Source organism: Cupriavidus sp. DB3, from assembly GCF_020418465.1.
Taxonomy (GTDB): domain Bacteria; phylum Pseudomonadota; class Gammaproteobacteria; order Burkholderiales; family Burkholderiaceae; genus Cupriavidus; species Cupriavidus cauae.
The window spans coordinates 306,988-333,882 of record NZ_JAIZPL010000001.1; the positions used below are offsets into that span (position 1 = coordinate 306,988).

At 69.6% G+C, this 26,895-nt stretch carries 21 protein-coding genes and 2 pseudogenes; 15 read left to right on the forward strand and 8 right to left on the reverse strand.

The window, feature by feature from the left end:
- Nucleotides 1–151: 151 nt before the first annotated feature.
- Genes K7G19_RS01360 through K7G19_RS01370 form a run of 3 tightly spaced genes read left to right on the forward strand, consistent with a single transcriptional unit; the run spans nucleotide 152 to nucleotide 3,794 of the window.
- A complete protein-coding gene (locus K7G19_RS01360; RefSeq protein ID WP_149318157.1) occupies nucleotides 152–835 on the forward strand; it encodes a heavy metal response regulator transcription factor in 684 nt (227 codons plus the stop codon).
- Entirely contained in the window at nucleotides 832–2,250 is a 1,419-nt protein-coding gene (locus K7G19_RS01365) for a heavy metal sensor histidine kinase (protein ID WP_226105333.1), read from the forward strand. The genes K7G19_RS01360 and K7G19_RS01365 overlap by 4 nt, the downstream gene beginning before the upstream one ends.
- A gap of 38 nt (nucleotides 2,251–2,288) precedes the next feature.
- Nucleotides 2,289–3,794, forward strand: a complete 1,506-nt coding sequence (locus tag K7G19_RS01370; protein WP_226105335.1) for a carboxylesterase — start codon at nucleotides 2,289–2,291, stop codon at nucleotides 3,792–3,794.
- A 34-nt stretch (nucleotides 3,795–3,828) separates the two neighbouring features.
- On the opposite strand, the gene K7G19_RS01375 is transcribed toward K7G19_RS01370, so the two are convergent.
- Entirely contained in the window at nucleotides 3,829–4,197 is a 369-nt protein-coding gene (locus tag K7G19_RS01375; protein WP_149318159.1) for a 5-carboxymethyl-2-hydroxymuconate Delta-isomerase, read from the reverse strand.
- Nucleotides 4,198–4,606: 409 nt separating this feature from the next.
- Here K7G19_RS01375 and K7G19_RS01380 point away from each other — a divergent pair, with 409 nt between their 5' ends.
- Nucleotides 4,607–6,307, forward strand: a complete 1,701-nt coding sequence (locus K7G19_RS01380; RefSeq protein WP_226105337.1) for a thiamine pyrophosphate-binding protein — start codon at nucleotides 4,607–4,609, stop codon at nucleotides 6,305–6,307.
- Here K7G19_RS01380 and K7G19_RS01385 read toward each other — a convergent pair.
- From K7G19_RS01385 to K7G19_RS01400, 4 genes are all read right to left on the reverse strand, one after another.
- On the reverse strand, nucleotides 6,297–7,370 hold the full coding sequence (locus tag K7G19_RS01385; RefSeq protein ID WP_226105340.1) for a hypothetical protein: 1,074 nt from the start codon (nucleotides 7,368–7,370) through the stop codon (nucleotides 6,297–6,299). The genes K7G19_RS01380 and K7G19_RS01385 overlap by 11 nt on opposite strands.
- 278 nt (nucleotides 7,371–7,648) lie before the next feature.
- The gene (locus K7G19_RS01390; RefSeq protein ID WP_226105342.1) at nucleotides 7,649–8,506 is read right to left on the reverse strand and encodes an IclR family transcriptional regulator; all 858 of its coding nucleotides are present in this window, start codon (nucleotides 8,504–8,506) and stop codon (nucleotides 7,649–7,651) included.
- 20 nt (nucleotides 8,507–8,526) lie between these two features.
- Nucleotides 8,527–10,155 carry a class I adenylate-forming enzyme family protein gene (locus tag K7G19_RS01395; RefSeq protein WP_226105344.1) on the reverse strand — a complete coding sequence of 543 codons (1,629 nt, stop codon included), beginning with the start codon at nucleotides 10,153–10,155 and terminating at the stop codon, nucleotides 8,527–8,529.
- Nucleotides 10,156–10,347: 192 nt separating this feature from the next.
- On the reverse strand, nucleotides 10,348–11,850 hold the full coding sequence (locus tag K7G19_RS01400) for a methyl-accepting chemotaxis protein (RefSeq protein ID WP_226105346.1): 1,503 nt from the start codon (nucleotides 11,848–11,850) through the stop codon (nucleotides 10,348–10,350).
- Nucleotides 11,851–12,344: 494 nt separating this feature from the next.
- On the opposite strand from K7G19_RS01400, the gene K7G19_RS01405 reads away from it, so the two are divergent.
- The 5 genes from K7G19_RS01405 (at nucleotide 12,345) to K7G19_RS01425 (ending at nucleotide 17,687) form a co-directional block, all read left to right on the forward strand.
- Nucleotides 12,345–14,189, forward strand: a complete 1,845-nt coding sequence (locus tag K7G19_RS01405) for a phosphodiesterase (protein ID WP_226105348.1) — start codon at nucleotides 12,345–12,347, stop codon at nucleotides 14,187–14,189.
- Between the two features lie 288 nt (nucleotides 14,190–14,477).
- Nucleotides 14,478–15,905 carry a cardiolipin synthase gene (cls, locus tag K7G19_RS01410; protein WP_226105350.1) on the forward strand — a complete coding sequence of 476 codons (1,428 nt, stop codon included), beginning with the start codon at nucleotides 14,478–14,480 and terminating at the stop codon, nucleotides 15,903–15,905.
- A 210-nt stretch (nucleotides 15,906–16,115) separates the two neighbouring features.
- A complete protein-coding gene (ribA, locus tag K7G19_RS01415; protein WP_149318165.1) occupies nucleotides 16,116–16,712 on the forward strand; it encodes a GTP cyclohydrolase II in 597 nt (198 codons plus the stop codon).
- Nucleotides 16,713–16,975: 263 nt separating this feature from the next.
- Nucleotides 16,976–17,425 (forward strand): PA2169 family four-helix-bundle protein, encoded by a 450-nt coding sequence (locus K7G19_RS01420; RefSeq protein WP_053823726.1) that lies wholly within the window; start codon nucleotides 16,976–16,978, stop codon nucleotides 17,423–17,425.
- Between the two features lie 46 nt (nucleotides 17,426–17,471).
- A complete protein-coding gene (locus K7G19_RS01425; RefSeq protein ID WP_149318166.1) occupies nucleotides 17,472–17,687 on the forward strand; it encodes a hypothetical protein in 216 nt (71 codons plus the stop codon).
- Between the two features lie 154 nt (nucleotides 17,688–17,841).
- On the opposite strand, the gene K7G19_RS01430 is transcribed toward K7G19_RS01425, so the two are convergent.
- A complete protein-coding gene (locus K7G19_RS01430) occupies nucleotides 17,842–18,270 on the reverse strand; it encodes a hypothetical protein (RefSeq protein ID WP_043437284.1) in 429 nt (142 codons plus the stop codon).
- 382 nt (nucleotides 18,271–18,652) lie between these two features.
- Here K7G19_RS01430 and K7G19_RS01435 point away from each other — a divergent pair, with 382 nt between their 5' ends.
- The 6 genes and pseudogenes from K7G19_RS01435 (at nucleotide 18,653) to K7G19_RS01460 (ending at nucleotide 24,653) form a co-directional block, all read left to right on the forward strand.
- Nucleotides 18,653–21,460, forward strand: a complete 2,808-nt coding sequence (locus K7G19_RS01435) for a monovalent cation/H+ antiporter subunit A (protein ID WP_226105352.1) — start codon at nucleotides 18,653–18,655, stop codon at nucleotides 21,458–21,460.
- Nucleotides 21,460–21,780, forward strand: a pseudogene (locus tag K7G19_RS01440) (Na+/H+ antiporter subunit C); the annotation flags it as partial. The gene K7G19_RS01435 and the pseudogene K7G19_RS01440, both read left to right, overlap by 1 nt.
- A 167-nt stretch (nucleotides 21,781–21,947) precedes the next feature.
- Nucleotides 21,948–23,498 (forward strand): monovalent cation/H+ antiporter subunit D, encoded by a 1,551-nt coding sequence (locus tag K7G19_RS01445; RefSeq protein WP_226105354.1) that lies wholly within the window; start codon nucleotides 21,948–21,950, stop codon nucleotides 23,496–23,498.
- Entirely contained in the window at nucleotides 23,495–23,998 is a 504-nt protein-coding gene (locus tag K7G19_RS01450) for a Na+/H+ antiporter subunit E (protein ID WP_149318170.1), read from the forward strand. The genes K7G19_RS01445 and K7G19_RS01450 overlap by 4 nt, the downstream gene beginning before the upstream one ends.
- Nucleotides 23,983–24,258, forward strand: coding sequence for a K+/H+ antiporter subunit F (locus K7G19_RS01455; protein WP_149318171.1), 276 nt, complete (start codon nucleotides 23,983–23,985; stop codon nucleotides 24,256–24,258). The genes K7G19_RS01450 and K7G19_RS01455 overlap by 16 nt, the downstream gene beginning before the upstream one ends.
- Before the next feature lie 11 nt (nucleotides 24,259–24,269).
- Nucleotides 24,270–24,653 (forward strand): Na+/H+ antiporter subunit G, encoded by a 384-nt coding sequence (locus K7G19_RS01460; RefSeq protein ID WP_149318172.1) that lies wholly within the window; start codon nucleotides 24,270–24,272, stop codon nucleotides 24,651–24,653.
- Nucleotides 24,654–24,790: 137 nt separating this feature from the next.
- On the opposite strand, the pseudogene K7G19_RS01465 reads toward K7G19_RS01460, so the two are convergent.
- Nucleotides 24,791–25,423 (reverse strand): annotated as a pseudogene (locus K7G19_RS01465) (UdgX family uracil-DNA binding protein); the annotation flags it as partial.
- A gap of 213 nt (nucleotides 25,424–25,636) precedes the next feature.
- Complete coding sequence (gene chrA / locus K7G19_RS01470; RefSeq protein WP_226105356.1) at nucleotides 25,637–26,875, reverse strand: chromate efflux transporter; 1,239 nt, start codon at nucleotides 26,873–26,875, stop codon at nucleotides 25,637–25,639.
- Nucleotides 26,876–26,895: the final 20 nt, after the last annotated feature.

Here is a 26,895-nt window from a genome sequence, read left to right on the forward strand (position 1 = left end):
TTCGGGCGGCGGCTTTCACCTATAGTTGCCGGAAATGGCGGGCGGAAGCCGTTGGCGCGGACATTGCGGGCGACGGCTGTGCCGCGAGTTTGGCGCCAACTGTTTGGCCGCAACTTTGCCGCGAACTTGCCGGACTTGGAGGGCCGGACCCATGAAACTGTTGTTGGTAGAGGACGAGATCAAGACCGTCGACTATCTGCGCCGTGGGCTGTCGGAAAACGGCTATGTGGTCGACACGGCGACCAACGGGGTCGATGGCCTGCACATGGCCTGCACCGAGCCCTACGACGCGATCGTGCTCGACGTGATGCTGCCCGACCTCGACGGCGTGTCGATGCTCAAGTCGCTGCGGCGCGAGCAGCAGACGCCGGTCATCATGCTGACCGCGCGTGACGATCTGGACGACCGGCTCAATGCCTTCGACGCCGGCGCCGACGATTACCTGGCCAAGCCGTTCTCCTTCCTGGAGCTGCTGGCCCGCCTCAATGTGCTGACCCGCCGCGGCCGCCAGAGCGAGCCCTCGCAGCTGACGGTCGGCGACCTGCGCATCGACCTGCTGTCGCGGCGCGCAATGCGCGGCACCCGGCGGCTCGACCTGAGCGCGCGCGAATTCACGCTGCTGTCGGTGCTGGCGCGGCGCCAGTCGCAGATCGTCTCGAAGACGGCGATCACCGAGCTGGTGTGGGACATCAGCTTCGACTGCAATACCAATGTGGTGGAGGTGGCGATCAAGCGCCTGCGCGCCAAGCTCGACTGGCCGGGCGAGCCCAAGCTGCTGCATACCATTCGCGGCATGGGCTATGTGCTCGAATGCCGAGCCGAGGAAATCGCGTGAGCCGCCGCCGCTCGATCGCCACGCGGCTGGCCGCGATGTTCGCCCTCGCGGCGGCGCTGGTGTTCTCGGTGACCGGCTTCGTGATGTATTACGTCCAGTGCGTCGAGCTCGAGAAGCGCCAGCTCGAGGAGCTCGAGGCGCGCTTCCAGCTGATCGGCCCGAAGGCCGCCCACTACGGCACGCAGCCGCAATGGGAGCGCTTCGGCGCGGTGCTGACCGGCATGACGCCGGAGGACGACAGCCTGCGCTATTTCGTCGACACGCCGGATGCGCGCTTCCGCTTCGGCAAGCCGTTTCCGCGCGACGCGGTCACCGTGCAGCGTGCGCCGGATGTCTGGACGGTGCAGTTCGACGACCGCAGCTTCCTGATGCTCAAGCGGATGATCCCCGCGCTGGACGAGCGCCCGGCGCTGGCGCTGGTGGTTGCGGTCGATCAGGCGCCGTTCTACCAGACCAGCCGCGTGCTGGGTGTTGCGCTGATCGTCTGCTCGGTGCTCGGTGTGCTGGCGGTGGCGGTGCTCGGCTGGCGCATCGCCAAGGTCGGGCTGGCGCCGATCGAGGCGCTGTCGCGCCATGCCGGCGAGCTCAATCCGCGCAAGCTGGAGCGGCTGCCCGATACCGATCTGCCGGCCGAGCTGTCCGGCCTGGTGCTGGCGTTCAACGGCGCGCTCGACAAGCTTGAACGCGCCTACGTGCAGCTGTCCGCCTTCAATGCCGATGTCGCGCATGAACTGCGCACGCCGCTCGGCAACGTGATCGGCCAGACCCAGGTGGCGCTGTCACGCCCACGCAGCGCGCGCGAGCTGGAGGACATCCTGCAGTCGAACCTGGAGGATCTGGAACGGCTCGGCCGCATCGTCGTCGACATGCTGTTTCTCGCGCAATCGGACCGGGGCGCGCTGGCGCGCGATCTGGTCGAGGTGTCGGTCGCGCACGAGGTGCGCCGCAGCGCGGACTTCCTCGACATGCTGTTCGAGGACGCCGGCGCGACGCTGGAGATCGTCGGCGACGCCCGTGCCCGCGTCAACGCCTCGCTGCTGCAGCGGGCGATCACCAATCTGCTCGGCAATGCGCTGCAGCACGGCCTGCACGGCCGGCCGGTGGCGGTCGAGATCGGCGACGAGGCCGGCGTGGTGACGATTGCGGTGCGCAACGAGGCCGACCCGCTGTCCACCGCGCAGATGGACCGGCTGTTCGATCGCTTCTACCGCGTCGACAGTGCGCGCGCCGACAGCCGCCAGAACCACGGGCTCGGACTGGCCATCGTCAAGGCCATCGCCACAATGCATGGCGGCGCGGTGTTCGCGCGCCAGTCGCGCGGCGTGGTCTGCATCGGCCTGACGCTGCCGGCGCTGCCGCCGCAGGCGCCGACGTCCGACAGCCTGCCTCCGCTGACACAGGCGGCCACGGCATGATGGGCGGCGGCAAGACGCGCACGCCGCGGCGCGTGCGCATGGCAAGCCGTGTCCGGCGCCTCGTCGTCGCCGCGCTGGTCGCCACCGCCGCCGGGCTGATGGTGCTGGCTTCGGCTTGCAGCATCACCGGGCAGGACCACGGCCGGCAGCACCACGGGCGGCAGGACCACAGCCGGCAGGACGACAGCGCGACGCGCGCACCCCCCATCGCACCGACCTTCGCCGCGCATCGCGCGCAAGCGCTCGCCGCGCTGGAAAGCCGGCGCCGCTACGTGTCGGCCGATATGCAAGCCGAGACCGAATGGAATCTGCCGCGCGAATGGCGTCCCGCCGGCACGCCGCGCGGCGGGGCGCTGCTGGTGCACGGGCTCGGCGATTCGCCGTGGTCCTTCGTCGATATCGCGCCGCGGTTGGCAGAGCGCGGCCTGCTGGTGCGCACGGTGCTGCTGCCCGGCCATGGCACGGCGCCAGCGGACCTGATGGACGTCAGGCTGGAGGACTGGCAGCGCGTGCTGCGCGAGCAGGTCGCGGCGTTGCGGGACACCGTTGGCGACGGGCCGCTGTATCTCGGCGGCTTCTCCACCGGCGCCAATCTGGTGCTGGACTATGCGCAGGCCCATGCCGAGATCGCCGGGCTGTTGCTGGTGTCGCCGGCGCTGCGCTCCGGCAGCCGATGGGAATGGCTGACGCCGTGGCTCGCACCGGTGATGCCGTGGCTGCTGTCGACCGGCGACGACCGGCCGCAGCAGACGCCGGTCCGCTATCTGAACACGCCCACCAATGGATTCGCGCAGTACTACCGCAGCAATGTCGCGGCGCGCGCGGCGCTGAACGCGCGCCCTTACGACAAGCCGGCGCTGCTGATCGTCGCCGAGCACGATTCGGTGGTCGACTCGCATTACGTGCGGCAAGTGTTCGGTACGCGCTTCACGCATCCGGCGAGCCGGCTGATCTGGTATGGGGCGGAGCAGGGCAATGCGAGCGGCGATGTGCTTGTCGATGCGAGGGCCGATGTGCGCCTCGCTGGAAGCGTCGATGCGAGCGTCGGTGCAAGCCGCGATGCGAAGGCCGACGGGAGCGCCGGTACCGGCCGCGTGCTGGTCCGCCCGGACCGCCTGCCGGCAGAGCGCATCAGCCAGTTCTCGCACATGGGCGTGCTGTTTTCCGATGCCAATCCGCTCTATGGGCGGCAGGGCTCGTTGCGGCTGTGCCTGAACGGTCAGGAGCCGGCCGAGTACCAGCGCTGCGTCGATGGCGCCGAGGTCTGGTATTCGGATTGGGGCTATCGGGAGCCCGGCAAGGTGCACGCGCGGCTGACCTACAACCCGTATTTCGCATGGCAGACCGGCGTGATGTTGTCGGTGCTGGGGTTGGACGGGGCCGCTGGGGCGGTACCGGCCACGGCCTCGGCCACCGCATTGCCAACCACCTCGGCCACCACCTCGGCCACCGCATCGGCCGCGGCATCCTATGACGCATCCCCTGCATCCCCTGCTGAATCGGGCTCGGCATCCCCCACGGCATCCCCGACGGCATCCCGGTAACGGTCCCGGTCCGCCATCCTGCGCGGACCGGCCTTCACCCGCCGATCACCTGTTTCGCGTAGCTGGCGCGCTCCATTTCGCGCACCTCGACGCTGATCTGCACCGGCGTGTTGTTCGCGCCCGAGCGGACCGCTTCGGCGATCACCTCGCAGACCGCCTGGCCCAGCGCCTGGCGCGTTGCCAGGTCGCGGCCGTCGAGAATCGACAGCCGGCCATGGACGAAGGCGCGCTCGACCGCTTCGGTCCCCTGGCGGTAGGTCTCCAGCGTGATGCAGCGCGACTTGATATCGGGCTCCTGGAATTGCCCGGAGGCCAGCAGCGCGGCGTTGGCCTGATCCAGCAGTTCCTCGGGCGAGCAGTTCAGGCGCGCGTTTTCGGTGATTTCAATGACGAGATGGGGCATCGGGGACTCCGTCGGTTGGCGGGAAGAGACAGCGGGCAAAACGCCGGGTGCGTCGAGGCATCGGTGTTCGGTTCGTTCCCCGGCGCACTGCCGCTGTCGGCGGCGATGACGTTCGCGGCGGTAGTCATGATAAGCGCCGTGCCACGGGCAGGCCAACGCCCGGCGAGGGCGCGCGGCGGTCACCCCGGCGGCCAACCCGAATTTTGGCGCGATAATCGGTCCTGCCTTGCCTGCCGTTTCGCGTTCGCCTGCACAATGGGGCGATGCAGGGTTCAGGTCCCGATTCCGTTCGGACCTGTTCCGATCGCGTTCCGATCCCGTTCGCGAGCCTGTTCCGGATGTCGTTCCCGTTGTCGTTCCCGATACCGTTCCCGATCTTCGTCCCGTTTCCGATTCGATGAGCCAGCCGATGACCCAGCCTACCGCCGACCTCCCATCGTCCTCCGCCGGCACGCCGGCGCCCGCGCCACGCAGCGGCGGCCGCATCCTGGTCGATGCGCTGCGCATCCACGGCACCGAGCGTGTGTTCTGCGTGCCGGGCGAGAGCTTCCTCGACGTGCTCGACGCCCTGCACGATCAGCCCGCCATCGACCTGATCGTCTGCAAGCACGAAGGCGCGGCGGCCAATATGGCCGAGGCCGACGGCAAGCTGAGCGGACGTCCCGGCATCTGCTTCGTCACGCGCGGACCCGGGGCGACGCATGCCAGCGTCGGCGTCCATATCGCCGCGCAGGATTCGACGCCGATGATCCTGTTCGTCGGGCAGATCGCCCGCGAGCACCGCGGCAGGGAAGCGTTCCAGGAGGTCGACTACGCGGCGATGTTCGGCGGCATGGCCAAATGGGTCGCCGAGATCGACGACCCCGCGCGCATCCCGGAGTTGGTGGCGCGCGCCTTCCAGGTCGCGACCTCGGGCCGGCCCGGACCGGTGGTGCTCGCGTTGCCCGAGGACGTGCTCGACGGCGAGGCGGTCTGCCGCGACACCGGCGCGTATCGGCCCGTGGTCGCCTCGCCGTCGGCCGCGGATGCGGCCGCGCTGGCCGAGCAGCTGTCGTCAGCGCAGCGCCCGCTGGTGATCGCCGGCGGCGCCAACTGGCGCGACGAGGATGCGGCCGCGTTCGCCCGCTTCGTGCATGCCTGGGACCTGCCGGTGGCCTGTGCCTTCCGCCGCCAGGACGTGCTGGACAATCGCGATCCGCACTATGTCGGGCATCTGAGCCTGGGTGTCAATCCGCGCCTGGCCGAGCGCGTGCGCGGCGCCGATTTGGTCGTTGCCTTCGGCACGCGGCTCGGCGACGTGGCCACCGACGGCTATACGCTGCTCGAACCCCCGCGGCCGCGCCAGCGGCTGGTGCATATCCACGCCGATGCGGCGGAACTGGGCCGGGTGTACCAGCCCGATCTGGCGATCCACGCGGGTATCGGTCCGGGAGCGGCGATGCTGGCGGGCCTGCCGGCGCCGGCGACGATACGCTGGCGCGAATGGACGGCCGCGGCGCGCGCCGATCATCAGGGTTTTGTCTCACCGGCCGCGCCGCACGCGGACGCCACTGGTGTCGACATGACCGCGGTGGTCGACCATCTGAACCGCACGCTGCCCGACGATGCGATCGTCACCAACGGGGCCGGCAACTATGCGGTCTGGCTGCATCGCTACTTCGCCTATCGCCGGCCGCGCACGCAGCTGGCTCCGACCTGCGGTGCGATGGGCTATGGCCTGCCCGCTGCGATCTCGGCGAAGCTGCGCCATCCCGAGCGCACCGTGGTGTGCTTCGCCGGCGACGGCTGCTTCCAGATGTATCCGCAGGAGCTGACCACCGCGGCCGCGGTGGGCGCCAATGTCGTGGTGCTGGTCGTCAACAACGGCATGTACGGCACGATCCGGATGCATCAGGAGCGGCGCTATCCGGGCCGCGTCAGCGGCACCGGCATCGTCAATCCGGATTTCGTCGCGCTGGCGCAGGCCTGTGAGGCCTGGGCCGAGCGGCTGACCAGCGCGGACGGGTTTGCCGACGCCTTTGCGCGCGCCTGCGCCGCAGGCAGGCCGGCGCTGCTCGAGCTGTGCACCGACCCGCGGCAGATCACGCCGGCGATGCGGCTCAGCCAGTAGCAAGCGACGGGACCGCCGGAGCGCTGCCCGCGCCGGCGGTGGTTGTGGCGGTGGTGGTGGTGGTGGTGGTGGTCGACTTCGCCGACGCGGCGGCGAGCAGACGCTTGATCTGGCGGTCGCGCAGGTCCAGCGTGCATAACTCATCGTTGACGAGCAGCCAGTCCTCGCGCAAGCAGGCGCCGATGCGCTGCACCACGCCCACGGGCAGCCGGAAGTCCGCGAAGGCCGAATACCTCGGAATCTCGCCGCGCCACCAGTGCTGCTTCCACACGTCGGTCAGGCGAGCGGCCAGTTCCGCCAGTTGTTCGTCCTTGGCGTCGGCCGACTGGCGAAGCGCCTGCAGAACGCCCATCACTTCGGCATAGGCCGATGCGCTCTCCGACCGGTTGCGGCGCAGGTACCTGACCACGGCCGCCATCTGCGCCAGCACCGCCGCGGCGGCGACGTCCAGGCATTCGGGTGGATCATTGCCGGCGATCGCGCGAACCACCTTGCACCATTTCCCCTTGTGCGCGAACAGCTTGCAGCGGTCCGCCTTGCGGATGCGCTCGGCCAGGAAATTCAGCCTCACGCGGCGCGCTTCGGGCGACAGCACCGGGGAAATCCGCGGGCGCGGTTCGTCGACGTCAACGCCGGTGCCAGAAGGGACGCGTGCTTCGTTGACGGAGGGCGGCACAGTCGAGACAGCCATGCCGGCCCGCTGGCGCAGTCGCGTGATGGTGTGCAATACGGCGGGAACCTGCCCGTGACAGGGCCGCTCGCAGCGATACCTGTCGCGCGGCACGACGCAACTCAGCAGCGTCAGCACGACGCGGCGGAACCAGCCCAATTCGCGCCAGTTGCGCTCCAGCCGGACATCGACAGGCTGGCGGGCGTTCGCGACTGCGGCATTCTCGACGACGAGCCGGTAGCCGCGGCCGCCGACGAAGAACGAGCCGCGCTGAAGGACGATCCGCTTCAGCATGGATTCGTCGCTGCCTTTGGCGACGGCGTCGAAGAATTCGTGCGCGGTCGAATAGTGCGCCGCGAGGACGGGGCGCGCAAGGCAGGGCAGAGTGGGCATGGGGGGCGCTCCGGAAAACGCCGCACTGGCGCGCGGCAGTGGGATTGCCGCGTCCGATCGGCCGCGCCTGCCAGGCGGGGCCAATCGGTTTGCGGGACACCGGAATCATGGCGGCATGCTGGCCGCGTTCTTGCGAATTTGGCGCGGTCCGTATGGCAAACGGTAGCCCGCTCGTCGCGCGATCGCGGTTTCGTCACCGTCGCGGCAGGCCGGCCGCTTCCGCGTCGCCCGATTGTCGCGTCGCCCGATCGTCGCGCCGCCCGATTACGGCCGTCCGATTACGCGCCGCCGAGTTCGCGCTCGATCCGCGCGACGCATTCGATCAGCACCGGCCGCACCACGTCGAGCAGATGCCGCGGCGGGACGACCGCGTTGGGGCCGCTGCAGCTCAACGTCATCGGCGGCAGCGCGGGGCCCGGATGAAAGGCGGCCGCGATCGAATTGATGTCCGGCAGCCAGTCGCCGAACGAGGTGGTGCAGCCCATGCGCCGGACTTCCTCGCGGCTGCGCGCGAGCACCGCCTGGGCCTCGGCCTCCGGCAGCCCGTCGCTGGCGCGGAAGGCGGCCAGCGCCTGGCGCGCGTCGGCGGCCGGCAGCGCCTGCAGATAGGCGCGGCCCGCGGCCGTGGTCAGGCCAGAGATGCGCGTGCCCACGGCCACGCGCAAGGTCAGATAGCTCTCGGCCTGGCAGTTCTCGAAGATCAGCATGCGGCCGCGATCGCGCAGGATCAGCGAGGCGACGCCCTGCGACAGATCTGCCAGGCGCTGCATATGCGGCCGCGCGACCGCCAGCACATCGGCGCCTTCGCGCCCGGTCGGCGCCAGCGCCAGCGCGGAGCTGCCGAGGCGATATTTGCCGGCGTCCGGCTCCAGGCGCAGATAGCCGAGCTCGGTCAGCGTATGCGTCAGCCGCGATACGGTCGACTTGGGCAGGCCGCAGCGCTGCGCCAGTTCCGCGTTGCCCAATTGCGCGTCGAAGCCGCGGAAGCATGCCAGTACATCGAGGCCGCGCGCCAGCGCGGTGACGAAGTGACGGTCTTCCTTGTGGCGGGGCGCGCCGCTGCCGATGCCGCTGCGGACGTCGTCCCGCTCCGCCGCCTCGGTCGCCATCGCCTGGGCCTGATCGTCGCTTGCCATGGTGCTCGTGCGATCCGCGCTCAGAACTCGCCGGCGGCCAGCATCTCGCGCAGCCTGGCCTTCAGGATCTTGCCCGACGGCGCGGCCGGCAGCTGTGCGACCACCTTGATTTCCGCGGGGATCTTGTACGGCGACAGCCGTTCGCGCAGGAAGGTCTTCAGCGCCGCGGGATCGAGCGTCATGCCGGCGCGGACCTCGACGAAGGCGATCACCTCCTCGTTGCCTTCGACGGCGCGTCCGACCACGGCCGACTGCACCACCGCCGGGTACGCGTTGATCGATTGCTCGACTTCCTCGGGATACACGTTGAAGCCGGAATGGATGATGATTTCCTTGGACCGGCCGACGATGGAGATCGCGCCGTCGTCGTCGATCCTGGCGAGGTCGCCGGTATGCAGCCAGCCGTCGGCGTCGATCGCCTGCGCGGTCAGATCGGGGCGCTTGTAGTAGCCCTTCATCACGTTGGGGCCACGCACCAGCAGTTCGCCGCTGCCGTCCGGCAGCGGATCGCCGAGGCACACCTCGACACCGGGCACCGCCTGGCCCACCGAGCAGTCGCTGCGCGGCGCATCGACGCGCGTCTGGCTGACGGTCGGCGACGTTTCGGTCATGCCGTAGCCGTTGTGCAGCGTGATGCCGAAGGTCTGCTCGAACGCGGCCTTCAACGTCGCGGTCAGCGGCGCGCCGCCCGATTGCGCCATGCGCAAGGCCGGCGCGCGCAGCGGCGTGGGCTGGCTGCGGCCCCATTCGATCAGCTTGGCGTACATCGCCGGTACGCCGTGCAGCACCGACAGGTTCTCCTCGACCAGCGCGCGCGCCAGCCGCTCGGGCCGGAAGCGCGGTTCGTAGTAGACCGTGGCGCCGTTGGACAGCGGGCCGACCAGCAGCACCGACAGGCCGTAGACATGCGAGATCGGCAGCACGCCATAGACGCGGTCGCCAGGCTGCACGCGCGCCTGCACGCGGTTGCTGTGGCCGATGAACATCAGGTTCGAATGCGTCAGCATCACGCCCTTCGATGCGCCGGTGGTGCCGGTGGTGTAGATCACCGCGGCCACCTGTTCGCGCGCGTCTGCCTGCACCGGTTCGGGCACCGCCTCGCCATTGAGCTTGCCGATCAACAGGCGACCGACATGCGGCCATTCGGCCCATTGCGCGCCGCGCGCCAGGCCGTGCTCGCGCGCCTCGGGGTAGGCATTGTCGAGATACAGCGCGAGCCGGGCGCCCGCGTGCTCGATGATGTTGTCGATCTCGCGCGCGGACAGGCGGGCGTTGACGGGAATCGCCCACGCGTCCAGCGAACTGAGGGCGAGGATCAGCACCGCGCAGCCGACGCTGTTCTCGGTCACCAGCACCACGCGGTCGCCGCCGCGCACGCCGGCATTGGCGAGCGCCGCCGCGCTCTGGCGCACCGCGCCCTCCAGCTCGCCATAGCGGATCGAGCGCTCGCCATCCATCAGCGCGACCACGTCCGGGCGGTCGGCGGCCCAGGGCGCGATGGCCTGGTGCAGGCGCGCGTAGGGCGGCACGAACGGCGCGGCGGAGGGCCGGGAAGCGGGCGTGGAGGCGGCGGGGGAATTAGCGCCGGTATTGGGGCCGGTATTGGGGCCGGCATTGGCGCCGGGATTGGCGCTGAAGGTGCTGCTCATCGAAGTCTCCGGAATGGCGTTGCCGGCGTGGCCGCCGGCTTGGTCTGTCCGCGATGGTTGCATCGTTCGATGATGCCGTCAACTGCAATGCAGAATCTATGTTCTGCAGTGCAGAACAGCCAAATCCGATGGCGGGATGCGTCCAGCAGCGTCCCAAGACGGCGGAGCGCCTCGCCTCCCGGCGGGCCCGGCTCAGAAGCGGAAGCGCCCCACATCGGCGGCCAGTTCGCCGGCCTGCCAGTCCAGCGATTCGGCTTGCTGCGCCACCGTGGTCACCAGTTCGGCGTTCTGCCGGCTGGTGCCGTCCAGGCGCGCGACGGCGCCGTCGACCACCGCAATCCCCGCCGCCTGCTGCTGCGCCAGGCCATTGAGCCGCTCCGCCAGCGTATGGCTGCGCAGCACCGCCTGCTCGATCGCCGCCATCGCCTGTTCGACCTCGCCGCTGAGGCCGGCGCCGGCCTCGATGTCGCGCGTGGCTTCGCCGAGCAGCGCGCCGATATCGCGCGCCGATTGCGCGCTGCGTTGCGCCAGTGCACGGACTTCGTTGGCCACCACGGCGAAGCCGCGGCCCGCCGCGCCGGCGCGCGCAGCTTCGACCGCTGCGTTGAGCGCCAGCAGATTGGTCTGGAAGGCGATGCCCTGCAGCACGCCTACCACTTCGGAGATGTCGCGCGAACGCGCCTGCACCGCATCCATCGACGCACGCATGCTGCGCACCACCGCGCTGCCGGTGCCGACCGCGTCGCGTGCCTGGCTGGCCATCGCGCTGGACTCGTGCGCACGCATGTGGATCTGCTCGACCAGCCCGCGCAGTTCGCCGATGCTCGTGGCGGCTTCCTCGACGGCGGCCAGCTGGCGGCCGGTGCGCTCGGACAGATCGCGATTGGCCGCGGCGATCCGCTCGCTGGCGCCATGGATCTGGCGCGCCGAGGATTGAATGCGCGCGAGCATCGCGGCCAGCGCGTCGCGCATCGCGGCCAGATCCTGCAGCAGACCGCGCGCGCCGCGCCGGCGCAGACGCTGGCCTTCGGTCAGGTCGCCGGCGGCGATGCGCCGCGCGGCGTCGGCCGCCTCGCGCGGTTCGCCGCCGAGTTCTGCCAGCAGGGCGCGCGCGGCCTGCCATGCCAGCACTGCGGCCGCCGCGAGGCTCGCGGCCAGCATCGCCATCGTGATCCACTGCGCGCGGGCCTGGCTGGACGACACCGAGGCAACCGTATCGGCGGCCTGCTTCTCCAGGCGGGCACGGGCCTGCTCGATCTGCGTGCCGAGTTTCGCCAGCTGTTCGGCGACGAAGTGACCCTCGACGGAGACGGCGCTGTCGAATTGCAGCGCGTCGAGCGGCTGCTTGCGCAACAGCTCGACATAGCCGTGCATCAGTTGCGCCGCGTTGGCACGCTCGCGCGCCAGCGCCTCGGCCTGATCCGGCGCGGCACGGCCGACGCCGGACAGCGTGGTGTCGAGTGTCTGCAGGGCCTGGGCGATCTGTTGGGCGGCGGTATCGCGCTCGGCCGTGCTGGTGGCCATCGTCAACGCGAGCTGGGCGTGTCCCAGGCCGGCCAGCGCCGACTGGGCGCGCTCGGCCGCGACCGAGCCGCGCATGTCGCGCTGATACAGCGTGTCGGTCCTGTCCTTCAGCGCGACCAGATTGACGATGCCGCTGACCGCGGCCGCCGCGCCGAACAGGTAGACCAGCACGAACGCCGTGCCCAGGCGCGCGGCAAGCGGCAGGCGTGGCCGGCGCCGGGCCGCCGAGGAAGGCGAGGACTCCGAGGACTCCGATGGCCCGGATTGCCACGCCGGCCCCGGTGGCCCCGATGGCCCCCATGGCGACGTGCCCGCTGGCGCCGTGTCCGCCGTGGCAGCGGTGCCGAGCATCGGTGCGATCCCCGCGCCCGTGCTCGACCGCAAACCAAACCTTGACCGCCAGCGCGGCCACCCCGTTCTGAATATTTGCAACATGGCTTTCCCCCGCCGCATGCGGCGCCCGTGAATTGTTGTTTTGGGCTGATGCTGGCGAGGGGATGTGACGTCGCCGTGACGTCCTGCCATGCGGCGGGGTTGTCATATGGCGGTCATGTGACTGTCATGAAATAGGCTGCCTTGCCGCGCGCCTCGTCGATGCCGGCGCAGGCCACACACGCCGTCGCCGCGTCCATCCCGGCGTCCTTGCCACCGTTGTCGAGATCCCCATGTCCGTTGCCGTGATCGAATCCGCCGCAGCGGCTGCGCCGATGCGTCTGCCGCCGCTGCGCGCCGTCTTCCAGCCGATCGTGCGCTTCGAGTCGGCCGATCTGCTCGGCTACGAGGCGCTGCTGCGCGGACCCGAGGGCTCGCCGCTGGCCTCGCCCGAAGCGCTGTTCCGGCTGGCCGTCAGCCCCGCCGACACGATGGCGCTGGAAGTGCAGGCGGCCCGCGCCGCGCTGGCGCGCTTCGCCGAGCTGCAGTTGCCCGGCGCGCTGTTCGTAAATTTCAGTCCGATGACGCTGCGCCATCTGCTGGCCGATCATGGCCGCGGGATGGCGGCGCTGCTGGCGAACACCGTGGCCCCGGGGCGCGTGGTGATCGAGCTGACCGAGCAGACCCGCATCGGCGACATGGCGGCATTTGCCGACGCGATGGCGGTACTGCGCGATCTCGGCCTGCGCTATGCGCTGGACGACTTCGGCACCGGCCACGCCAACCTCGATCTGCTGGTCCAGCTGACGCCGCAATTCATCAAGCTCGACAAGTCGCTGGTGCACGGCGTGGCCTCATGCTCGCGGCGGCTCGAACTGATGCGCACGGTGTTGAGCCTGGCCGATGCGCTGGGCATCAGCGTGATTGCCGAAGGCATCGAGGACAACGAGGAGCTGGCGGTGCTGCGCGATCTCGGCGTGCCGTTCGGCCAAGGCTATCTGCTGGGGCGGCCATTGCCGGAGCCGTCGCAGGCGCCGCCGCATGACGTGGTGCAGGCGCTGGGCTCGCGCCAGATCGCGGTGTTTCCGCAGGTGGTGCGTTCGGGCTGGACCGGGCCGAATGCCGGCAAGCTGCTGCGGCGCGCGCCGACGGTGCGGCCGGAGCAGACCAACAACGAGGTGCTGGCGCTGTTCCACGCCCATCCCGGGCTGCATGCGCTGGCCGTGCTCGATCCGGAGGGCAGGCCGATCGGCATCATCAACCGGCAGAGCTTCATCGACCGCTATGCCGCGCCGTTCCATCGCGAGCTCTATGGCAAGAAGGCCTGCATCCTGATGGCCCATCGCGAGCCGGTCTGCTTCGATCGCGAGGCCACCATCGAGACCATGGCCAAGAGCCTGGCCAGCGGCAACCAGCGCTATCTGGCCGACGGTTTCATCATCACCGATGGCGGCCGCTATGCGGGCCTGGGCACCGGCGCGGACCTGATCCGCGCCGTCACCGAGATCCGCATGGAGGCGGCGCGCTATGCCAATCCGCTGACTTTCCTGCCGGGCAACATCCCGCTGAACCAGCATGTCGACCGGCTGCTCGATGCGGGCGCGGCGTTCTGCGCCTGTTATGTCGACCTGAACCACTTCAAGCCCTTCAACGATCAGTACGGCTACTGGAAGGGCGACGAGATGATCAAGGGCGCGGCCGCGATCCTGGCCGATGCCTGCGATCCGGTGCGCGACTTCCTCGGGCATGTCGGCGGCGACGACTTCCTGGTGCTGTACCAGAGCCCGGACTGGAACCAGCGGGCGCGCGGCGCGATCGCGCGCTTCAATCGCGCCGCGCGCGAACTGTACGACGTGGACGACCGCGCGGCAGGGGGCATCCATGGCGAGGACCGCCATGGCCGCACCGCATTCTTCCCGATGGTCAGCATGGCGATCGGCGCGGTCCGCGTGGCCCACGGGGTGGCCCGCACCGAGACCGACGGCTGGCGCCTGGGCAGCAGCCATATTGCCGCCGCCGCGGCCGCGGCCAAGCGCGATGCCAAGAAGGACCCGAGCGGTTTCGCGGTGGTCGACCTGACGCCGACGCTGGGGCCGGGCGGTCCGTCGGAAGAGCGCAGCGAGGGCCGTCCACATTGAGCGACCGGCGAGCGCCCGGCTCGCGAACGGGCGTTCGGGTTATCCACAGATTGTGTGGATAACCCGACCGGCCACGGCGCCAGGCGCGCGCCGGCGCGTCGCCCCATCGGACTGCCTAAAAAAAATGCAAACGCAGGCGCCGAGGTCATCAGCGCGTCCATGTTGCATACATGGACGGGCGCGATGCGGGCCGCCTATGCCACAATGCGCGGCAGTTCAGTGTTCACTGTTCACTCATCATCGTTCACCGTTCATCGTTCAACCGCATTCCGCAGCGGATGGCAGCCGATGTTATTGAGCACCAGCGTTGTCGCGACGATTGTCCTGTGTTTCCACGTGATCGGCGTGTTCGCCGCCATGCATGCCGTGATGACGGTCCGCACCGCGCCCGGCGCCATCGCCTGGGCCGGTTCGCTGCTGTTGATACCGTATCTGGCACTGGTGCCGTACCTGGTGTTCGGCAGCAGCAATTTCGTCGGCTATGTCAATGCGCGGCGCTTCTATCGCGCCCAGATGCGCGAACTGCGCCACGGCATGGAGCCGCGCGAGCGCGAGGCCTGCATCGTCCGGCAGCCGCATCATCCGGGACTGCGCGCACTGCCAAGGCTGACCGGGCTGCATTGCCTGTCCGGCAATCATGTGCAACTGCTGGTCGATGGGCAGGCCACTTTCGAGGCGATCTTCGCCGCGTTGAAGTCCGCGCGCCGCGTCGCGCTGGTGCAGTTCTTCATCGTCCATGACGACGAGCTCGGGCGCGAGCTGCAGGCGCTGCTGTGCGAGCGCGCGGCCGCGGGCGTCGAGATCTATTTCCTGTACGACAGCATCGGCTGCCATGCCTTGCCGGGCCACTACGTTCGCCGCATGGCCGAGTGCGGCGTCAAGGTCAGCGCGTTCGCGCCGCACCGCGGCTTCGTCAATCGCTTCCAGCTGAACTTCCGCAACCACCGCAAGCTGGTGGTGGTCGATGGCGAGCGGGCCTTCATCGGCGGCCACAATGTCGGCAACGAATACATGGGCCGCAGGCCGCCGCTGGCGCCCTGGCGCGATACCCATATCGAGGTGCGCGGACCGGCGGTGCTGGACCTGCAGATGACCTTCGCGGAGGACTGGTACTGGGCCGCGCGTGAAGTGCCGACGCTGCTGCTGCCGCCGCCCGAACCGGCCGGCGCGATGGTGTGCCAGGTGGTGCCGAGCGGGCCGGCCGATTCGCAGGAGACCTGCTCGCTGTTCTTCGTCGAGGCGATCCAGGCCGCGCGCAACCGGCTGTGGATCACGACGCCGTACTTCGTGCCCGACGAGGCGGTGTTCGCGGTGCTGCGGCTGGCGGTGCTGCGCGGCGTCGACGTGCGCATCCTGATGCCGGGACGCGCCGACCACAAGGTGGTGTTCGCCGCCTCGACGCTGTACGCCTACCAGGCGATCTGCGCGGGCATCCGCATCTATCGCTATATCCCGGGCTTCCTGCACCAGAAGGTGATGCTGATCGACGACGAGCTGGCCGCGGTCGGCACCGCGAACCTCGACAACCGCTCGTTCCGGCTCAATTTCGAGCTGACGGTGATGACGGCCGATCGCGCCTTCGCGAGCCAGGTCGAGGGGATGCTGCTGGCCGATTTTGCCCAGGCACGCGAGATCGGCCGCGACGAATACCTGGCCGCGCCGGGGCCCCGCCGCGTGGCGATGCATGTGGCCAAGCTGTTCGCGCCGATCCTGTAGGGGCTGCGCGCCGGGCCGGCAAGCGCGGCCCGGGTAAAGGGCCCGACACGGGGCCCCGAGCGGCCCTTTGCCGATTCGCGGTATCCTTGCCGTCAGGCGCCGCCCTGGAAGGGGCCATCGGCAGGCATCACCCAGCCGGCAGCGGACTCTCCCGGGACCCCATCCCGGCCGCTGCCACGGCATCCGGCGCACACGCATTGGCAAGATGATATGAACGACACGGAAATCACGCTGATCGGTTCGGCACGGCTGCCGACCCGCTTCGGCGAGTTCACCGCTCACGCCTTCAAGGGCGCGACCAGCGGGACGGAACACCTGGCGCTCAGCGTCGGCGACATCGCCGGCGAGGGCGTGTTGACGCGGCTGCATTCGGAATGCCTGACCGGCGACGTATTCGGTTCGTGCCGCTGCGATTGCGGCGAGCAACTGGCGCTGGCGATGGAGCGCATCGCCGAAGAGGGCCGCGGCATCCTGCTGTACCTGCGCGGCCACGAAGGCCGCGGCATCGGCCTGGGCCACAAGATCCGCGCATACAGCCTGCAGGATGGCGGGCTCGACACGGTCGATGCCAATCTGGCGCTTGGGCAGGCGGTCGACTCCCGCACCTATGCCTTCGCCGCCGATCTGCTGCGCCAATGGGGCGTCAAATCGATCCGGCTGATGAGCAACAATCCGCGCAAGCGGCAGCAGCTCGAAGAGGCCGGCATCACCGTGCTCGAGCAGGTGCGCCACAGCGTGCCGGCCAACGCCGAGAACGAAAAGTACCTGGCCACCAAGCGCGTGCGGCTCGGGCATCTGCTCGACTGACGGCGCGCCGGACAACGGGGGACAATTCGCCGGACAACGCGTCCGGGAACGCGCGCGACACCGCTCCCGGTCCTTGGGGGCAACCCTGTAGGCATCGACCGACAGCTTCTCGGGCGGCCTGCTTACAGTCCCCGCCCGCCGCTTCTCTTATCGTGAAGGCATGGTCGCACCGCACGCGGTGCGCGCCGTTTTGCAGCCTCGCTGCAACCGTCCTGCAACCGCCGCCGCGGCATGCGGCGGCATCACGATAACGAGGAGTCGCCATGGCAGACAAGAACGTCGATGTGCTCAACGATCTGATCGAGGTGTCGCGCGACGGCGAGCAAGGTTTTCTGAAGGCCGCCGAGGATGCCACCAATCCTGAGCTGAAGGAACTGTTCACCAGCCGCGCGACCGAGATCGGCGCCGCCATCCGCGAGCTGCAGTCGCAGGTGATCGCGCTGGGTGGCCGGCCGGAAGAGGGCGGCAGCGTGGCCGGCGCGTTGCATCGCGGCTGGGTCAGCCTGCGCAGCGCGGTCGCGAATCGCACCGATCTGTCTATCCTTGAGGAATGCGAGCGCGGCGAGGACGTGGCCAAGAAGAAATACGCGGACGCCCTCCAGCACGACGATCTGAGCTTCGAAGTGCGCGCGCTGATCGAACGCCAGTATCACGGCGTGCTGCGCAACCATGACCTGGTGCGCGACCTGCGCAACCGCTATCGCGCGACCTGAGCGGCCGAGGCCGCCGCCCGCCACCGCCACGCGAAGGAGACAGACGATGAGCCAGCCCGGCAAGCCCGACACCGCGGTTCCCCGCTCCGGCCAGCAAGGCAAGGGCGGGGCGGCCGAGGACCATACCGAGCGCAACCTCGACGAGGCGCTGGAGGAAACGTTCCCGGCCAGCGACCCGATCGCGGTCGAGCCCGACAAGGACGACAGTGAAGGGCAGGGCGGCAGGCCGCGCAAGGGCGGCCAGGCTGGTGGCCCCGGCTGATCGCCCGGGCCGGATGCGGCGATTGGCCGCAGGGGTTGCCCGGCAGGATTGACCGCGAGGATCGGTCGCGCAACTGGCCCTGCCGGGTCCTGGGCGTACGCAAAAGCAAAGACGCGGGAGCCGCAAGGCTCCCGCGTCTTGTCTTGCGCGTCCCCTAGGGCAGCTTGCGAAGTTGTGCGATTACCGACATCAGTTGCCCGTGCGCCACGGTGACCGCGGGCTCGTCCTGCAGCGCCTCGTGATAGCGCTCGCGGAACGCCGGATCGCCCTGCGTGCTGAACAGCCGCGCCGCCGCCTCGGCCACCGCGCGGCAGGTGCCATCATGGTGCTTCGGCCCGTCGAGCTCCTCGTCGATCTCGACGATCAGGCGCGACAGCGGGTCTAGCCAGCGGAAGTAGTTGTCCTCGGTGACGATCTGCACGAACTGGCCCGCGGGGATCGGGCCATAGAGGCGTTCATATTCGTTACGGTCGTGCTGGATGATCTCCTTGTGGGATTTCAGCAGCGCGGCGCGCAGCGCGCGCAATCCGGCGCGGCGCGATTCCTGCGTGGCTTGGTATTGTTCTTCAGTCAGCATCCCCATTCTCCGCTCCCGGTTCGGTGTTGTGCGGTCGTCCCGCGCGACAGGGGTAGTGGCGCGGTGCGTGTGCTTGCTCGTGGACGATGCGTCGTGCGGCCGTCGATGCAGGCCGCATGCCAGTATATGTAGGCGCCGGGGGGCGATCCAACCTCGTGCTATCCCGAATGGCCGCGATCTTTGGAATGCGGTGATACAACCGGTGCGGCATGCAGGCCCGCGCTGAATGGCCCGGATTCGATGTGAATTATTTTTAGGGCAGACATAACGATTGCCGCGGCGGCGGTGTCATGGGGCACAATAGCCGCATGTTGCGCACACGATGCTCGGCGCGGCTGGGCCCGCCGCCTTCCCTTCGCCTTCCCGCACCCTCTGCCGGAGACGACAGATGGTGATGCTGTGGCTGATCGCGCTGCCGCTGGTCGCGGCCATGCTGACGCCGCTGGTCGGCCGCCATCTGCGAGCGCTGACCGCGCCGCTGGTGCTGGGCACGCCGATGCTCGGGCTGGCCCTGCTGGCCAGCGTGCGGCACGAGATCTTCAGCGGCGAGGTGCTGGCCTGGCGCATGCCGTGGCTCGACGGCCTGGGCTTCGCGCTGAGCTTCCGCCTGGACGGCCTGTCCTTCGCCTTCTCGCTGCTGGTGCTGGGCATTGGCCTGCTGGTGCTGCTGTACGCGCGCTATTACCTGTCGCGCAGCCAGTCGACCGCGCGCTTCTTCGCGCTGCTGCTGCTGTTCATGGCCGCGATGCTCGGCGTGGTGCTGTCGAGCAATCTGCTGCTGCTGGTCGTGTTCTGGGAATTGACCAGCATCGTTTCCTTCCTGCTGATCGGCTTCTGGTCGTATCGCTCCGATGCGCGCAAGGGCGCGCGCATGGCGCTGACAATCACCGGCGGCGGCGGGCTCGCGCTGCTCGCCGGGGTGCTGCTGCTCGGCCATATCTGCGGCAGCATGGAGCTGTCCGACGTGATCGCCAGCGCGGGCACCGTGCAGAAGCACCCGCTGTATCCACCGATGATCGTGCTGGTGCTGCTCGCGGTCTTCACCAAGTCGGCGCAGTTTCCGTTCCACTTCTGGCTGCCGCACGCGATGGCGGCACCGACGCCGGTCTCGGCGTATCTGCACTCGGCCACCATGGTCAAGGCCGGCGTGTTCCTGCTGGCGCGGCTGTATCCGGTGCTCGAGGGCACCGATTGGTGGTTCTACATGCTGAGCCTGACCGGCCTCGCCACGCTGGTGGTGGGCGCCGGCATGGCGCTGGTGCAGCGGGACCTGAAGGGGCTGCTGGCATATTCGACCATCAGCCATCTGGGCCTGATCACGCTGCTGTTCGGGCTCGACACCGGCCTGAGCACGGTGGCCGCGCTGTTCCACATCATGAACCACGCGGTGTTCAAGGCCTCGCTGTTCATGGCCGCCGGCATCATCGACCACGAGACCGGCACGCGTGACCTGGGCCGCCTGCGCGGGCTGCGCCGCTACATGCCGCACACCGCGCTGCTGGCCATCGTCGCCTCGCTGGCGATGGCCGGCGTGCCGCTGCTCAACGGCTTCCTCTCCAAGGAGATGTTCTTCGGCGAGACGCTGGCACAGGGCCTGCTCGGTCCGTTCAACTGGACCATTCCGGCGCTGGCGACCGCCGCCGGCGCGCTGACGGTGGCGTACTCGCTGCGCTTCATCCATGGCGTGTTCTTCGACGGCGAGCCCGACGACCTGCCCCATCATCCGCCGCACGAGCCGCCGCGCTGGATGAAGATCCCGGTCGAGATCCTGGTGGTCACTTGCCTGGTGGTGGGGCTCTTCCCCAACCACACCGTCGGCGGCCTGCTCGATGCGGCCGCGCGTGGCACCATGGGCGCGCCGCTGCCGATCTACAGCCTGAGCCCCTGGCATGGCTTCAATCTGCCGCTCGCGATGAGCGCGTTGTCGATGGCGGCGGGCGCTGCGCTGTTCTTCCTGCGCCGCGATTCGTTCCGCCACTATCACGCGAAGCTGCCGCAGCTGAACGCGCGCGACCGCTTCGAGGATGCGATCGAGCGCATCGAGCGCGCCGCCGGCCGCTTGGCGCTGCTGTTCGAGAACGGTTCGCTGCAGCGCTATCTGGCCTTCGCGATTGCGGCGATGGTGCTGCTGCCTGCCCGCTATCTGTTCGAGCTCGAGCAGGCCCAGGGCCCGGCGCCGCTGTCCCCTGCGGACCCGGTCACGGCGACCGGCCTGATACTGCTGGCGATCGGCGCCATCGCCGTGGTCGCGGCGCGCCGGCAGCGCGTGGTGGCGCTGCTGATGGCGAGCCTGTGCGGGCTGATGGTGGCGCTGGCGTTCACGCGTTTCTCGGCGCCCGACCTGGCGCTGACGCAGATCTCGGTCGAAGTGGTCACCGTCATCCTGCTGGTGCTGGCGCTGTACTTCCTGCCGGTCGACCTGCCGGAGCGCGCGGGCACCGCGCGGCATCTGCGCGATGCCGCGCTGGCGCTGGCCGGCGGCGGCACCGTCGGCGTGGCCGCGTTCGCGGTGATGACGCGCCCGCACCAGACCATTGCCGATTTCTTCATCGCGCAGAGCGTGCCGGGCGGCGGCGGGCATAACGTCGTCAACGTGATCCTGGTCGATTTCCGCGGCTTCGATACGCTGGGCGAGATCTGCGTGCTGCTGATCGCCGGCCTCGGCGTGCATGCGCTGCTCAAGGGCCTGCGGCTGCCGGCGCCGACCGCCGGCCCGAACGACATGCCGTGGTCGCGCCAGAGCCATCCGCTGCTGCTCGCGATCCTGGCACGGCTGATGCTGCCGCTGACGATGCTGGTGGCGATCTTCATGCTGTTGCGCGGGCATCAGCTGCCCGGCGGCGGCTTCGTCGCCGCGCTGATCACCGCGGTGGCGCTGCTGCTGCAATACATCGCCAGCGGCGTGCTGTGGACCGAGTCGCGCATCACGCTGCACCATCGCGCCATCGCCGGCGCCGGCATCCTGATCGCCGGGCTGGTGGGCCTGGGCAGCTGGGCGTTCGGCTATCCATACCTGACCACCGCCTTCGGCCACTTCCATCTGCCCTGGATCGGCGAGATCGAACTGGCGACCGCCTTGCTGTTCGACCTGGGCGTCTATCTGACCGTGGTCGGCACCGTGCTGCTGATCGTGTCCCACCTGGGCGTGCGCGACAAGCGGGTGGCCGCCGCGCGCGAGATCGCGGAGACTGCCTGATGGAAGCCCTGTTCGCCGCCGCCATCGGCGTGCTCGCCGCCTGCGGAATCTATCTGGTGCTGCGCGCCCGTACCTTCTCGGTGGTGCTCGGACTGACGCTGCTGACCTATGCGGTCACGCTGTTCCTGCTCGGCATGGGCCGGCTGACCACCGGCAAGCCGCCGATCATCGCGCCCGGCGCGCAGTATGCGGACCCGTTGCCGCAGGCGCTGGTGCTGACCGCGATCGTGATCGGCTTCGCGATGACGGCCTTCATCATGGTGCTGGCGTTGCGTTCCCGTGCGCTGCGCGGCAGCGACCATGTGGACGGCGACGAGCCGGCCGATCCATCGTCGGCGGTACCCGGGCAGCCGCCGGAGCCCGAACGTCCGGAGGATGCCGAGCGCGCGCGCTCGGCATCGCCCTCGACGGCGCCACCAACGGCGCCACCAACGGGACCATCAACGGCGCCATCGACCGCTCCGTCCCCGGCCAGCGAGGAGGCGCGATGAACCACGCCATGCTGCTGCCCATCCTGCTGCCGCTGTTCTGCGGCGGCCTGCTGGTGGTGATGCCGGCCCGCTGGCGCGCACGCTCGCGCTGGCTGGGCGTGCTGGCGACACTGGCGCTGCTGCCGATTGCGGCCGGCCTCGTCGGCCAGGCAGCCGGCGGCAACATCGCGGTCTACGCGCTGGGCAACTGGGCGGCGCCGTTCGGCATCGTGCTGCAGCTGGACCGGCTGGCGGCGCTGATGCTGCTGTTGACGGCGCTGCTCGGCGCGGCCGCTGTGCTCAGCGCAGGCGAGCGCGATACCCGTGCCGGCCGGCATTTCGACGCCTTGTTCCAGTTCCAGCTGATGGGCCTGAACGGCGCCTTCCTGGCCGACGATCTGTTCAATCTGTTCGTGTTCTTCGAGATCCTGCTGATCGCCTCGTACGCGCTGCTCGTCCATGGCGGCGGCAGCGAACGGATTGGCGCCGGCCTGCATTACGTCGTGCTCAATCTGGTCGGCTCCTCGTTCTTCCTGTTGGCGATCGGCGTGCTGTACGGCATCACGGGCACGCTGAACATGGCCGACCTCGGCGAGCGGCTGGCGCGGCTGGCGCCATCGGAGGTACCGCTGGCGCTGGCGGCCGGCGCGATGCTGATGCTGGTGTTCGGGCTGAAGGCGGCGATCTTTCCGCTGTCCTTCTGGCTGCCGCGTGCCTATGCCGCGGCGGCCGGGCCGGTGGCCGCGCTGTTCGCGATCATGACCAAGGTCGGCATCTACGCCATCCTGCGCTGCCATGCCCTGCTGTTCGACGGCGGGCGCGGCTGGTTCGGCGCCTTCATGCACCACTGGCTGTGGTGGCTGGCGATCGTCACGATGGTGCTGGCCGCATGCGGCGCGCTGGCGGCGCGTTCGATGAAACGGCTGACCGGCTACCTCGTGCTGGTATCGGTCGGACTGCTGTGCGCCGGGGTCTCGATGCAGACGCCGCAGGCCTGGAGCGCGACGCTGTACTACCTGGCCAGCACCACGGTGGGCACCGCCGCGCTGTTCCTGCTGGCCGATTCGCTCGAGCTGCCGTCCGGCAGGATGCCCGTCGGCGGCGGCGTTTCGCGGCTGGCCGGCACGCTGTACCTGACCGCCGCGATCGCCGTGGTGGGGCTGCCGCCGCTGTCGGGCTTCATCGGCAAGGTGATGCTGATGCAGGCGATGCCGCTGTATGGCGAGTGGAACGGCGCGGCGGTGCTCTGGCCCGCGGTACTGGTGTCCAGCCTGGCCCTGATCGTGGCGATCAGCCGCACCGGCAGCCGGCTGCTGTGGCAGGGGCCGGCAGCCGCCGCCGCGCACGAGCACGGCATGGTGACGCGGCCACAGGCCAGTACGCCGCCGGTGCGCCGCCCGGACGCGGCCAAGCTGGTCTGCTGCGCATTGCTGCTGGCCTGCAGCGTGGCGCTGGTCGTGTTCGCGCGGCCCTTGTCCGGCTATCTGGACGCAACCGCGCTGCAACTGTTCGACCGCGCCGCGTATACGCGGGCGGTGCTGGGCGCGCCGACGGAGCCGGCACGATGATGCGGCGCCTGTTGCCCCATCCCTGGCTCAGCGCGATGCTGCTCGCGGTCTGGCTGCTGCTGGGCAATGCGGCCGCGCCGGGCGACTGGCTGCTGGGCGCGCTGCTGGCCTGGGCCATTGGCCTGCGCGTCGGCCGGCGGCTGTGGTTGCGGCCGCTGCGGCTGGCGCGGCCCTGGCTCGCGTTGCGATTGATCTGGCATGTCGCCGTCGACATCGTGGTCGCCAACGTGCATGTCGCCTGGCTGGTGCTGGTGCGTGGCGCGCGCCTGCAACCGGCCTTTATCGAGCTTCCGCTCGAGTCCGAGCACGAGATCGCGCTGACCGCGCTGATCAGCATTGTGTCCCTGAGCCCGGGCACGGTCTGCGCCGAACTGAGCGACGATCGCCGCTGCCTGCTGATCCATGTGCTCGATCTGGACGATGCGGACGACATGATCGCGCGCATCAAGTCGCGCTACGAGGCGCCGTTGAGGGAGATCTTCCTATGCTTGCCGTCGTGATTCCGATTTCGCTGGCGATGCTCGGCATCGCCTTCCTGCTGACGCTGCTGCGGCTGCTGATCGGCCCGACCTTGCCGGACCGCATCGTCGCGCTCGACACGCTGAACATCAATGCGATCGCGCTGATCGTGGTGTTCGGCATCTGGCTCGGCTCCGCGCAGTTCTTCGAGGTGGCGCTGCTGCTCGCGGTGATGGGCTTCATCGGCACGGTCGCGCTGACCAAGTATCTGCAGCGCGGCGACATCATCGAGCTGAAGTAGGGAGCCCCGCGATGCCGTTCTACCTCGAGGCCATCGTCTGCGCGCTGCTGCTGATCGGCAGCCTGTTCACGCTGGTCGGCGCGATCGGCCTGCTGCGCCTGCCGGACTTTTTCATGCGGCTGCACGGGCCGACCAAGTCGACCACGCTCGGCGTCGGCGGGGTGGTGATCGCGTCCGTCGTCTACTTCAGCAGCCTGGGTGAGGGCTGGAGTCTGCACGAGATCCTGCTGACGGCCTTCCTGTTCCTGACCGCGCCGATCAGCGCGCATATGCTGGCCAAGGCGGCGATGCAGCAACGGGTGCCGGTCCATCCGGTCACGCGCGGCCGGCCGTGGCTGACCGACCGCGGCGCCGAGGCCGAGCCGGAGGACGACGACGGCATCGAGCAGCGCTAGGGTTCCGCGGCCGGTTTTGGTTTTGGCCTTGGTTTGGGCCTGGGCTTGGGCGCGGACTCTGACGACGACGCCGACGGCGACTTGGCGACGGCGCGTTTCGCGACCGTCTTGCCGGCGCCCTTGCGCGCCGCCTTGCCGCTGAACTTCGCGGCCAGCTTCAAGGCTGCGACGATTTCATCGAAGGCGGCCTCGCGCGCCGCGGGATCGGGCACGCGCAACGCATAGGACGGGTGGTAGGTCGGTATCACGGTGCGGCCTTCGTGCTCGATCGGCTGGCCCAGCACCTTGCGCAGCGCCGTCGCCTTGACGCCCAGCACGGCCTTGAGCGCCGTCGCACCGAGCGCCACCACCACGCGCGGCGCCACCCGTTCGAATTCGTCCTCGAGCCAATAGCCGCAGGCCTCGATCTCCCGTTGTGCCGGTGTCTTGTGTAGCCGCCGCTTGCCGCGCAGCTCCCATTTGAAATGTTTGACCGCGTTGGTCAGGAATACCGACTCGCGCGACAAGCCGGCTTTTTCGAATGCTTCGTCAAGCAGCCGGCCCGCCGGCCCGACGAAGGCCTTGCCGGCGAGGTCTTCCTGATTGCCGGGCTGTTCGCCGACCACCATCACCGGCGCCGGCGTCGGGCCGTCGCCGGGCACGCCATGGGTGGCATTGCGCCACAGGTCGCAGCGGCGGCAGGCATCGAGCGTGGCCGGCCGCTGGTCGGACGGTTCCGGTGCGGGGTCGGGCGCGTCGTCGGGTGGAGTTGGGCGGGATGGTGAGGACATGGCGCGTGGGCAGCGGTGCTGGCGAGCCGCGTTGCTCGTTTCAAGCACGCCGCATGCCAACGGCGCCGAGCGCGATCCTGGATCGCTGATCCTTGTCTTCGATCCACGACCGCGATTCCGATTCCGATTCTCGGTCCTCGGTCCTCGGTCCTCGATCCTCGATCCTCGATCCTCGGTCTTCTATCCGATCGGCTCGGACGGGATCGGGCCGGCTCAGAGCGGCAACAGCGACAACCCCCAGCCGCCGAGCGCGCAGGCCACCACCACCAGCCACGGCGGCAGCTTCCAGAACATCAGCGCCACCAGCGCCGCGAGCGCCAGCGCGAAGTCGGCCGGGCGGTGGATCGCGCTGGTCCAGACCGGATCGTACAAGGCTGCCAGCAGCACGCCGACCACCGCCGCATTGACGCCGGCCAGTGCACCCTGGGCATGCGGACTGCGGCGCAGCCGTTCCCAGAACGGCAGGGCGCCGGCGACCAGCAGGAAGGACGGCAGGAAGACCGCGACCAGGCACAGGGCGCCGCCAGCCCAGCCGCTCGGCTCAATCCGCATCGCCGCGCCGAGGAAGGCCGCGAAGGTGAACAGCGGACCGGGTACCGCCTGCGCCGCGCCGTAGCCGGCCAGGAAGGCGTCGTTGTCGACCCAGCCGTTGGGGACCACCGCGGCCTGCAGCAGCGGCAGCACCACGTGGCCGCCGCCGAACACCAGCGAGCCGGCCCGGTAGAAGGCGTCGATCAGCGCCAGTGCCTGGCCCGGCCAGGTCTGCGCCGCCAGCGGCAGCAGTGCCAGCAGCGCGGCGAAGATCGACAGCATCAGGGCACCGAGCCGGCGGTCGACCGCAATCGGCAAGGCCTCGTGCTCGCCGGCCGGGGCCGTCTTCAGCAACGCGCGGCCCAGCAGTGCCGCTGCCGCCATCACCGCGACCTGGGCCAGCGGCCCGGGCACCAGCACGACCACGCAGGCCGCGACCGCGGCAATCGTCGCGCGGGGACGGTCCGGACACAGCGAGCGGCCCATGCCCCAGACCGCCTGCGCGACCACCGCCACCGCGACGATCTTCAGCCCGGCCAGCATGCCGGCGGGCAGCACATTGCCCCACGCCGACAAGGTCAGCGCGAACAGGATCAGCGCGATGGCGGACGGGAGCGTGAAGCCGACCCAGGCGGCCAGCATGCCGGCAAAGCCGGCGCGCGACAGCCCGATCGCCATGCCGACCTGGCTGCTGGCCGGCCCCGGCAGGAACTGGCACAGCGCGACCAGGTCGGCATAGACGCGCTCGCCGAACCAGCGCCGGCGCACCACGAATTCCTGACGGAAATAGCCCAGATGCGCGACCGGTCCGCCGAACGAGGTCAGGCCCAGCCGCAGGAAGGCCAGGAATACCTCCCAGACCGGATGGCGATGCGGGGCGAGGCTATGGCCGTCGGTGGCCGGCAGCGGTTCTGGCTCCATGGGGCTGGCGTGGGCTCGGG

What these genes read in the sequence shown, in the direction of transcription:
- K7G19_RS01390 (WP_226105342.1), bottom strand. Translation starts at nt 8,506, where the DNA reads ATGGCAAGCGACGATCAGGCCCAGGCGATGGCGACCGAGGCGGCGGAG.
- K7G19_RS01385 (WP_226105340.1), bottom strand. Translation starts at nt 7,370, where the DNA reads ATGCCCACTCTGCCCTGCCTTGCGCGCCCCGTCCTCGCGGCGCACTAT.
- chrA (WP_226105356.1), bottom strand. Translation starts at nt 26,875, where the DNA reads ATGGAGCCAGAACCGCTGCCGGCCACCGACGGCCATAGCCTCGCCCCG.
- K7G19_RS01435 (WP_226105352.1), top strand. Translation starts at nt 18,653, where the DNA reads ATGGTGATGCTGTGGCTGATCGCGCTGCCGCTGGTCGCGGCCATGCTG.
- K7G19_RS01380 (WP_226105337.1), top strand. Translation starts at nt 4,607, where the DNA reads ATGACCCAGCCTACCGCCGACCTCCCATCGTCCTCCGCCGGCACGCCG.
- ribA (WP_149318165.1), top strand. Translation starts at nt 16,116, where the DNA reads ATGAACGACACGGAAATCACGCTGATCGGTTCGGCACGGCTGCCGACC.
- K7G19_RS01360 (WP_149318157.1), top strand. Translation starts at nt 152, where the DNA reads ATGAAACTGTTGTTGGTAGAGGACGAGATCAAGACCGTCGACTATCTG.
- K7G19_RS01445 (WP_226105354.1), top strand. Translation starts at nt 21,948, where the DNA reads ATGAACCACGCCATGCTGCTGCCCATCCTGCTGCCGCTGTTCTGCGGC.
- K7G19_RS01430 (WP_043437284.1), bottom strand. Translation starts at nt 18,270, where the DNA reads ATGGGGATGCTGACTGAAGAACAATACCAAGCCACGCAGGAATCGCGC.
- K7G19_RS01405 (WP_226105348.1), top strand. Translation starts at nt 12,345, where the DNA reads ATGTCCGTTGCCGTGATCGAATCCGCCGCAGCGGCTGCGCCGATGCGT.
- K7G19_RS01450 (WP_149318170.1), top strand. Translation starts at nt 23,495, where the DNA reads ATGATGCGGCGCCTGTTGCCCCATCCCTGGCTCAGCGCGATGCTGCTC.
- cls (WP_226105350.1), top strand. Translation starts at nt 14,478, where the DNA reads ATGTTATTGAGCACCAGCGTTGTCGCGACGATTGTCCTGTGTTTCCAC.
- K7G19_RS01375 (WP_149318159.1), bottom strand. Translation starts at nt 4,197, where the DNA reads ATGCCCCATCTCGTCATTGAAATCACCGAAAACGCGCGCCTGAACTGC.
- K7G19_RS01420 (WP_053823726.1), top strand. Translation starts at nt 16,976, where the DNA reads ATGGCAGACAAGAACGTCGATGTGCTCAACGATCTGATCGAGGTGTCG.
- K7G19_RS01455 (WP_149318171.1), top strand. Translation starts at nt 23,983, where the DNA reads ATGCTTGCCGTCGTGATTCCGATTTCGCTGGCGATGCTCGGCATCGCC.
- K7G19_RS01425 (WP_149318166.1), top strand. Translation starts at nt 17,472, where the DNA reads ATGAGCCAGCCCGGCAAGCCCGACACCGCGGTTCCCCGCTCCGGCCAG.
- K7G19_RS01395 (WP_226105344.1), bottom strand. Translation starts at nt 10,155, where the DNA reads ATGAGCAGCACCTTCAGCGCCAATCCCGGCGCCAATGCCGGCCCCAAT.
- K7G19_RS01460 (WP_149318172.1), top strand. Translation starts at nt 24,270, where the DNA reads ATGCCGTTCTACCTCGAGGCCATCGTCTGCGCGCTGCTGCTGATCGGC.
- K7G19_RS01370 (WP_226105335.1), top strand. Translation starts at nt 2,289, where the DNA reads ATGGCAAGCCGTGTCCGGCGCCTCGTCGTCGCCGCGCTGGTCGCCACC.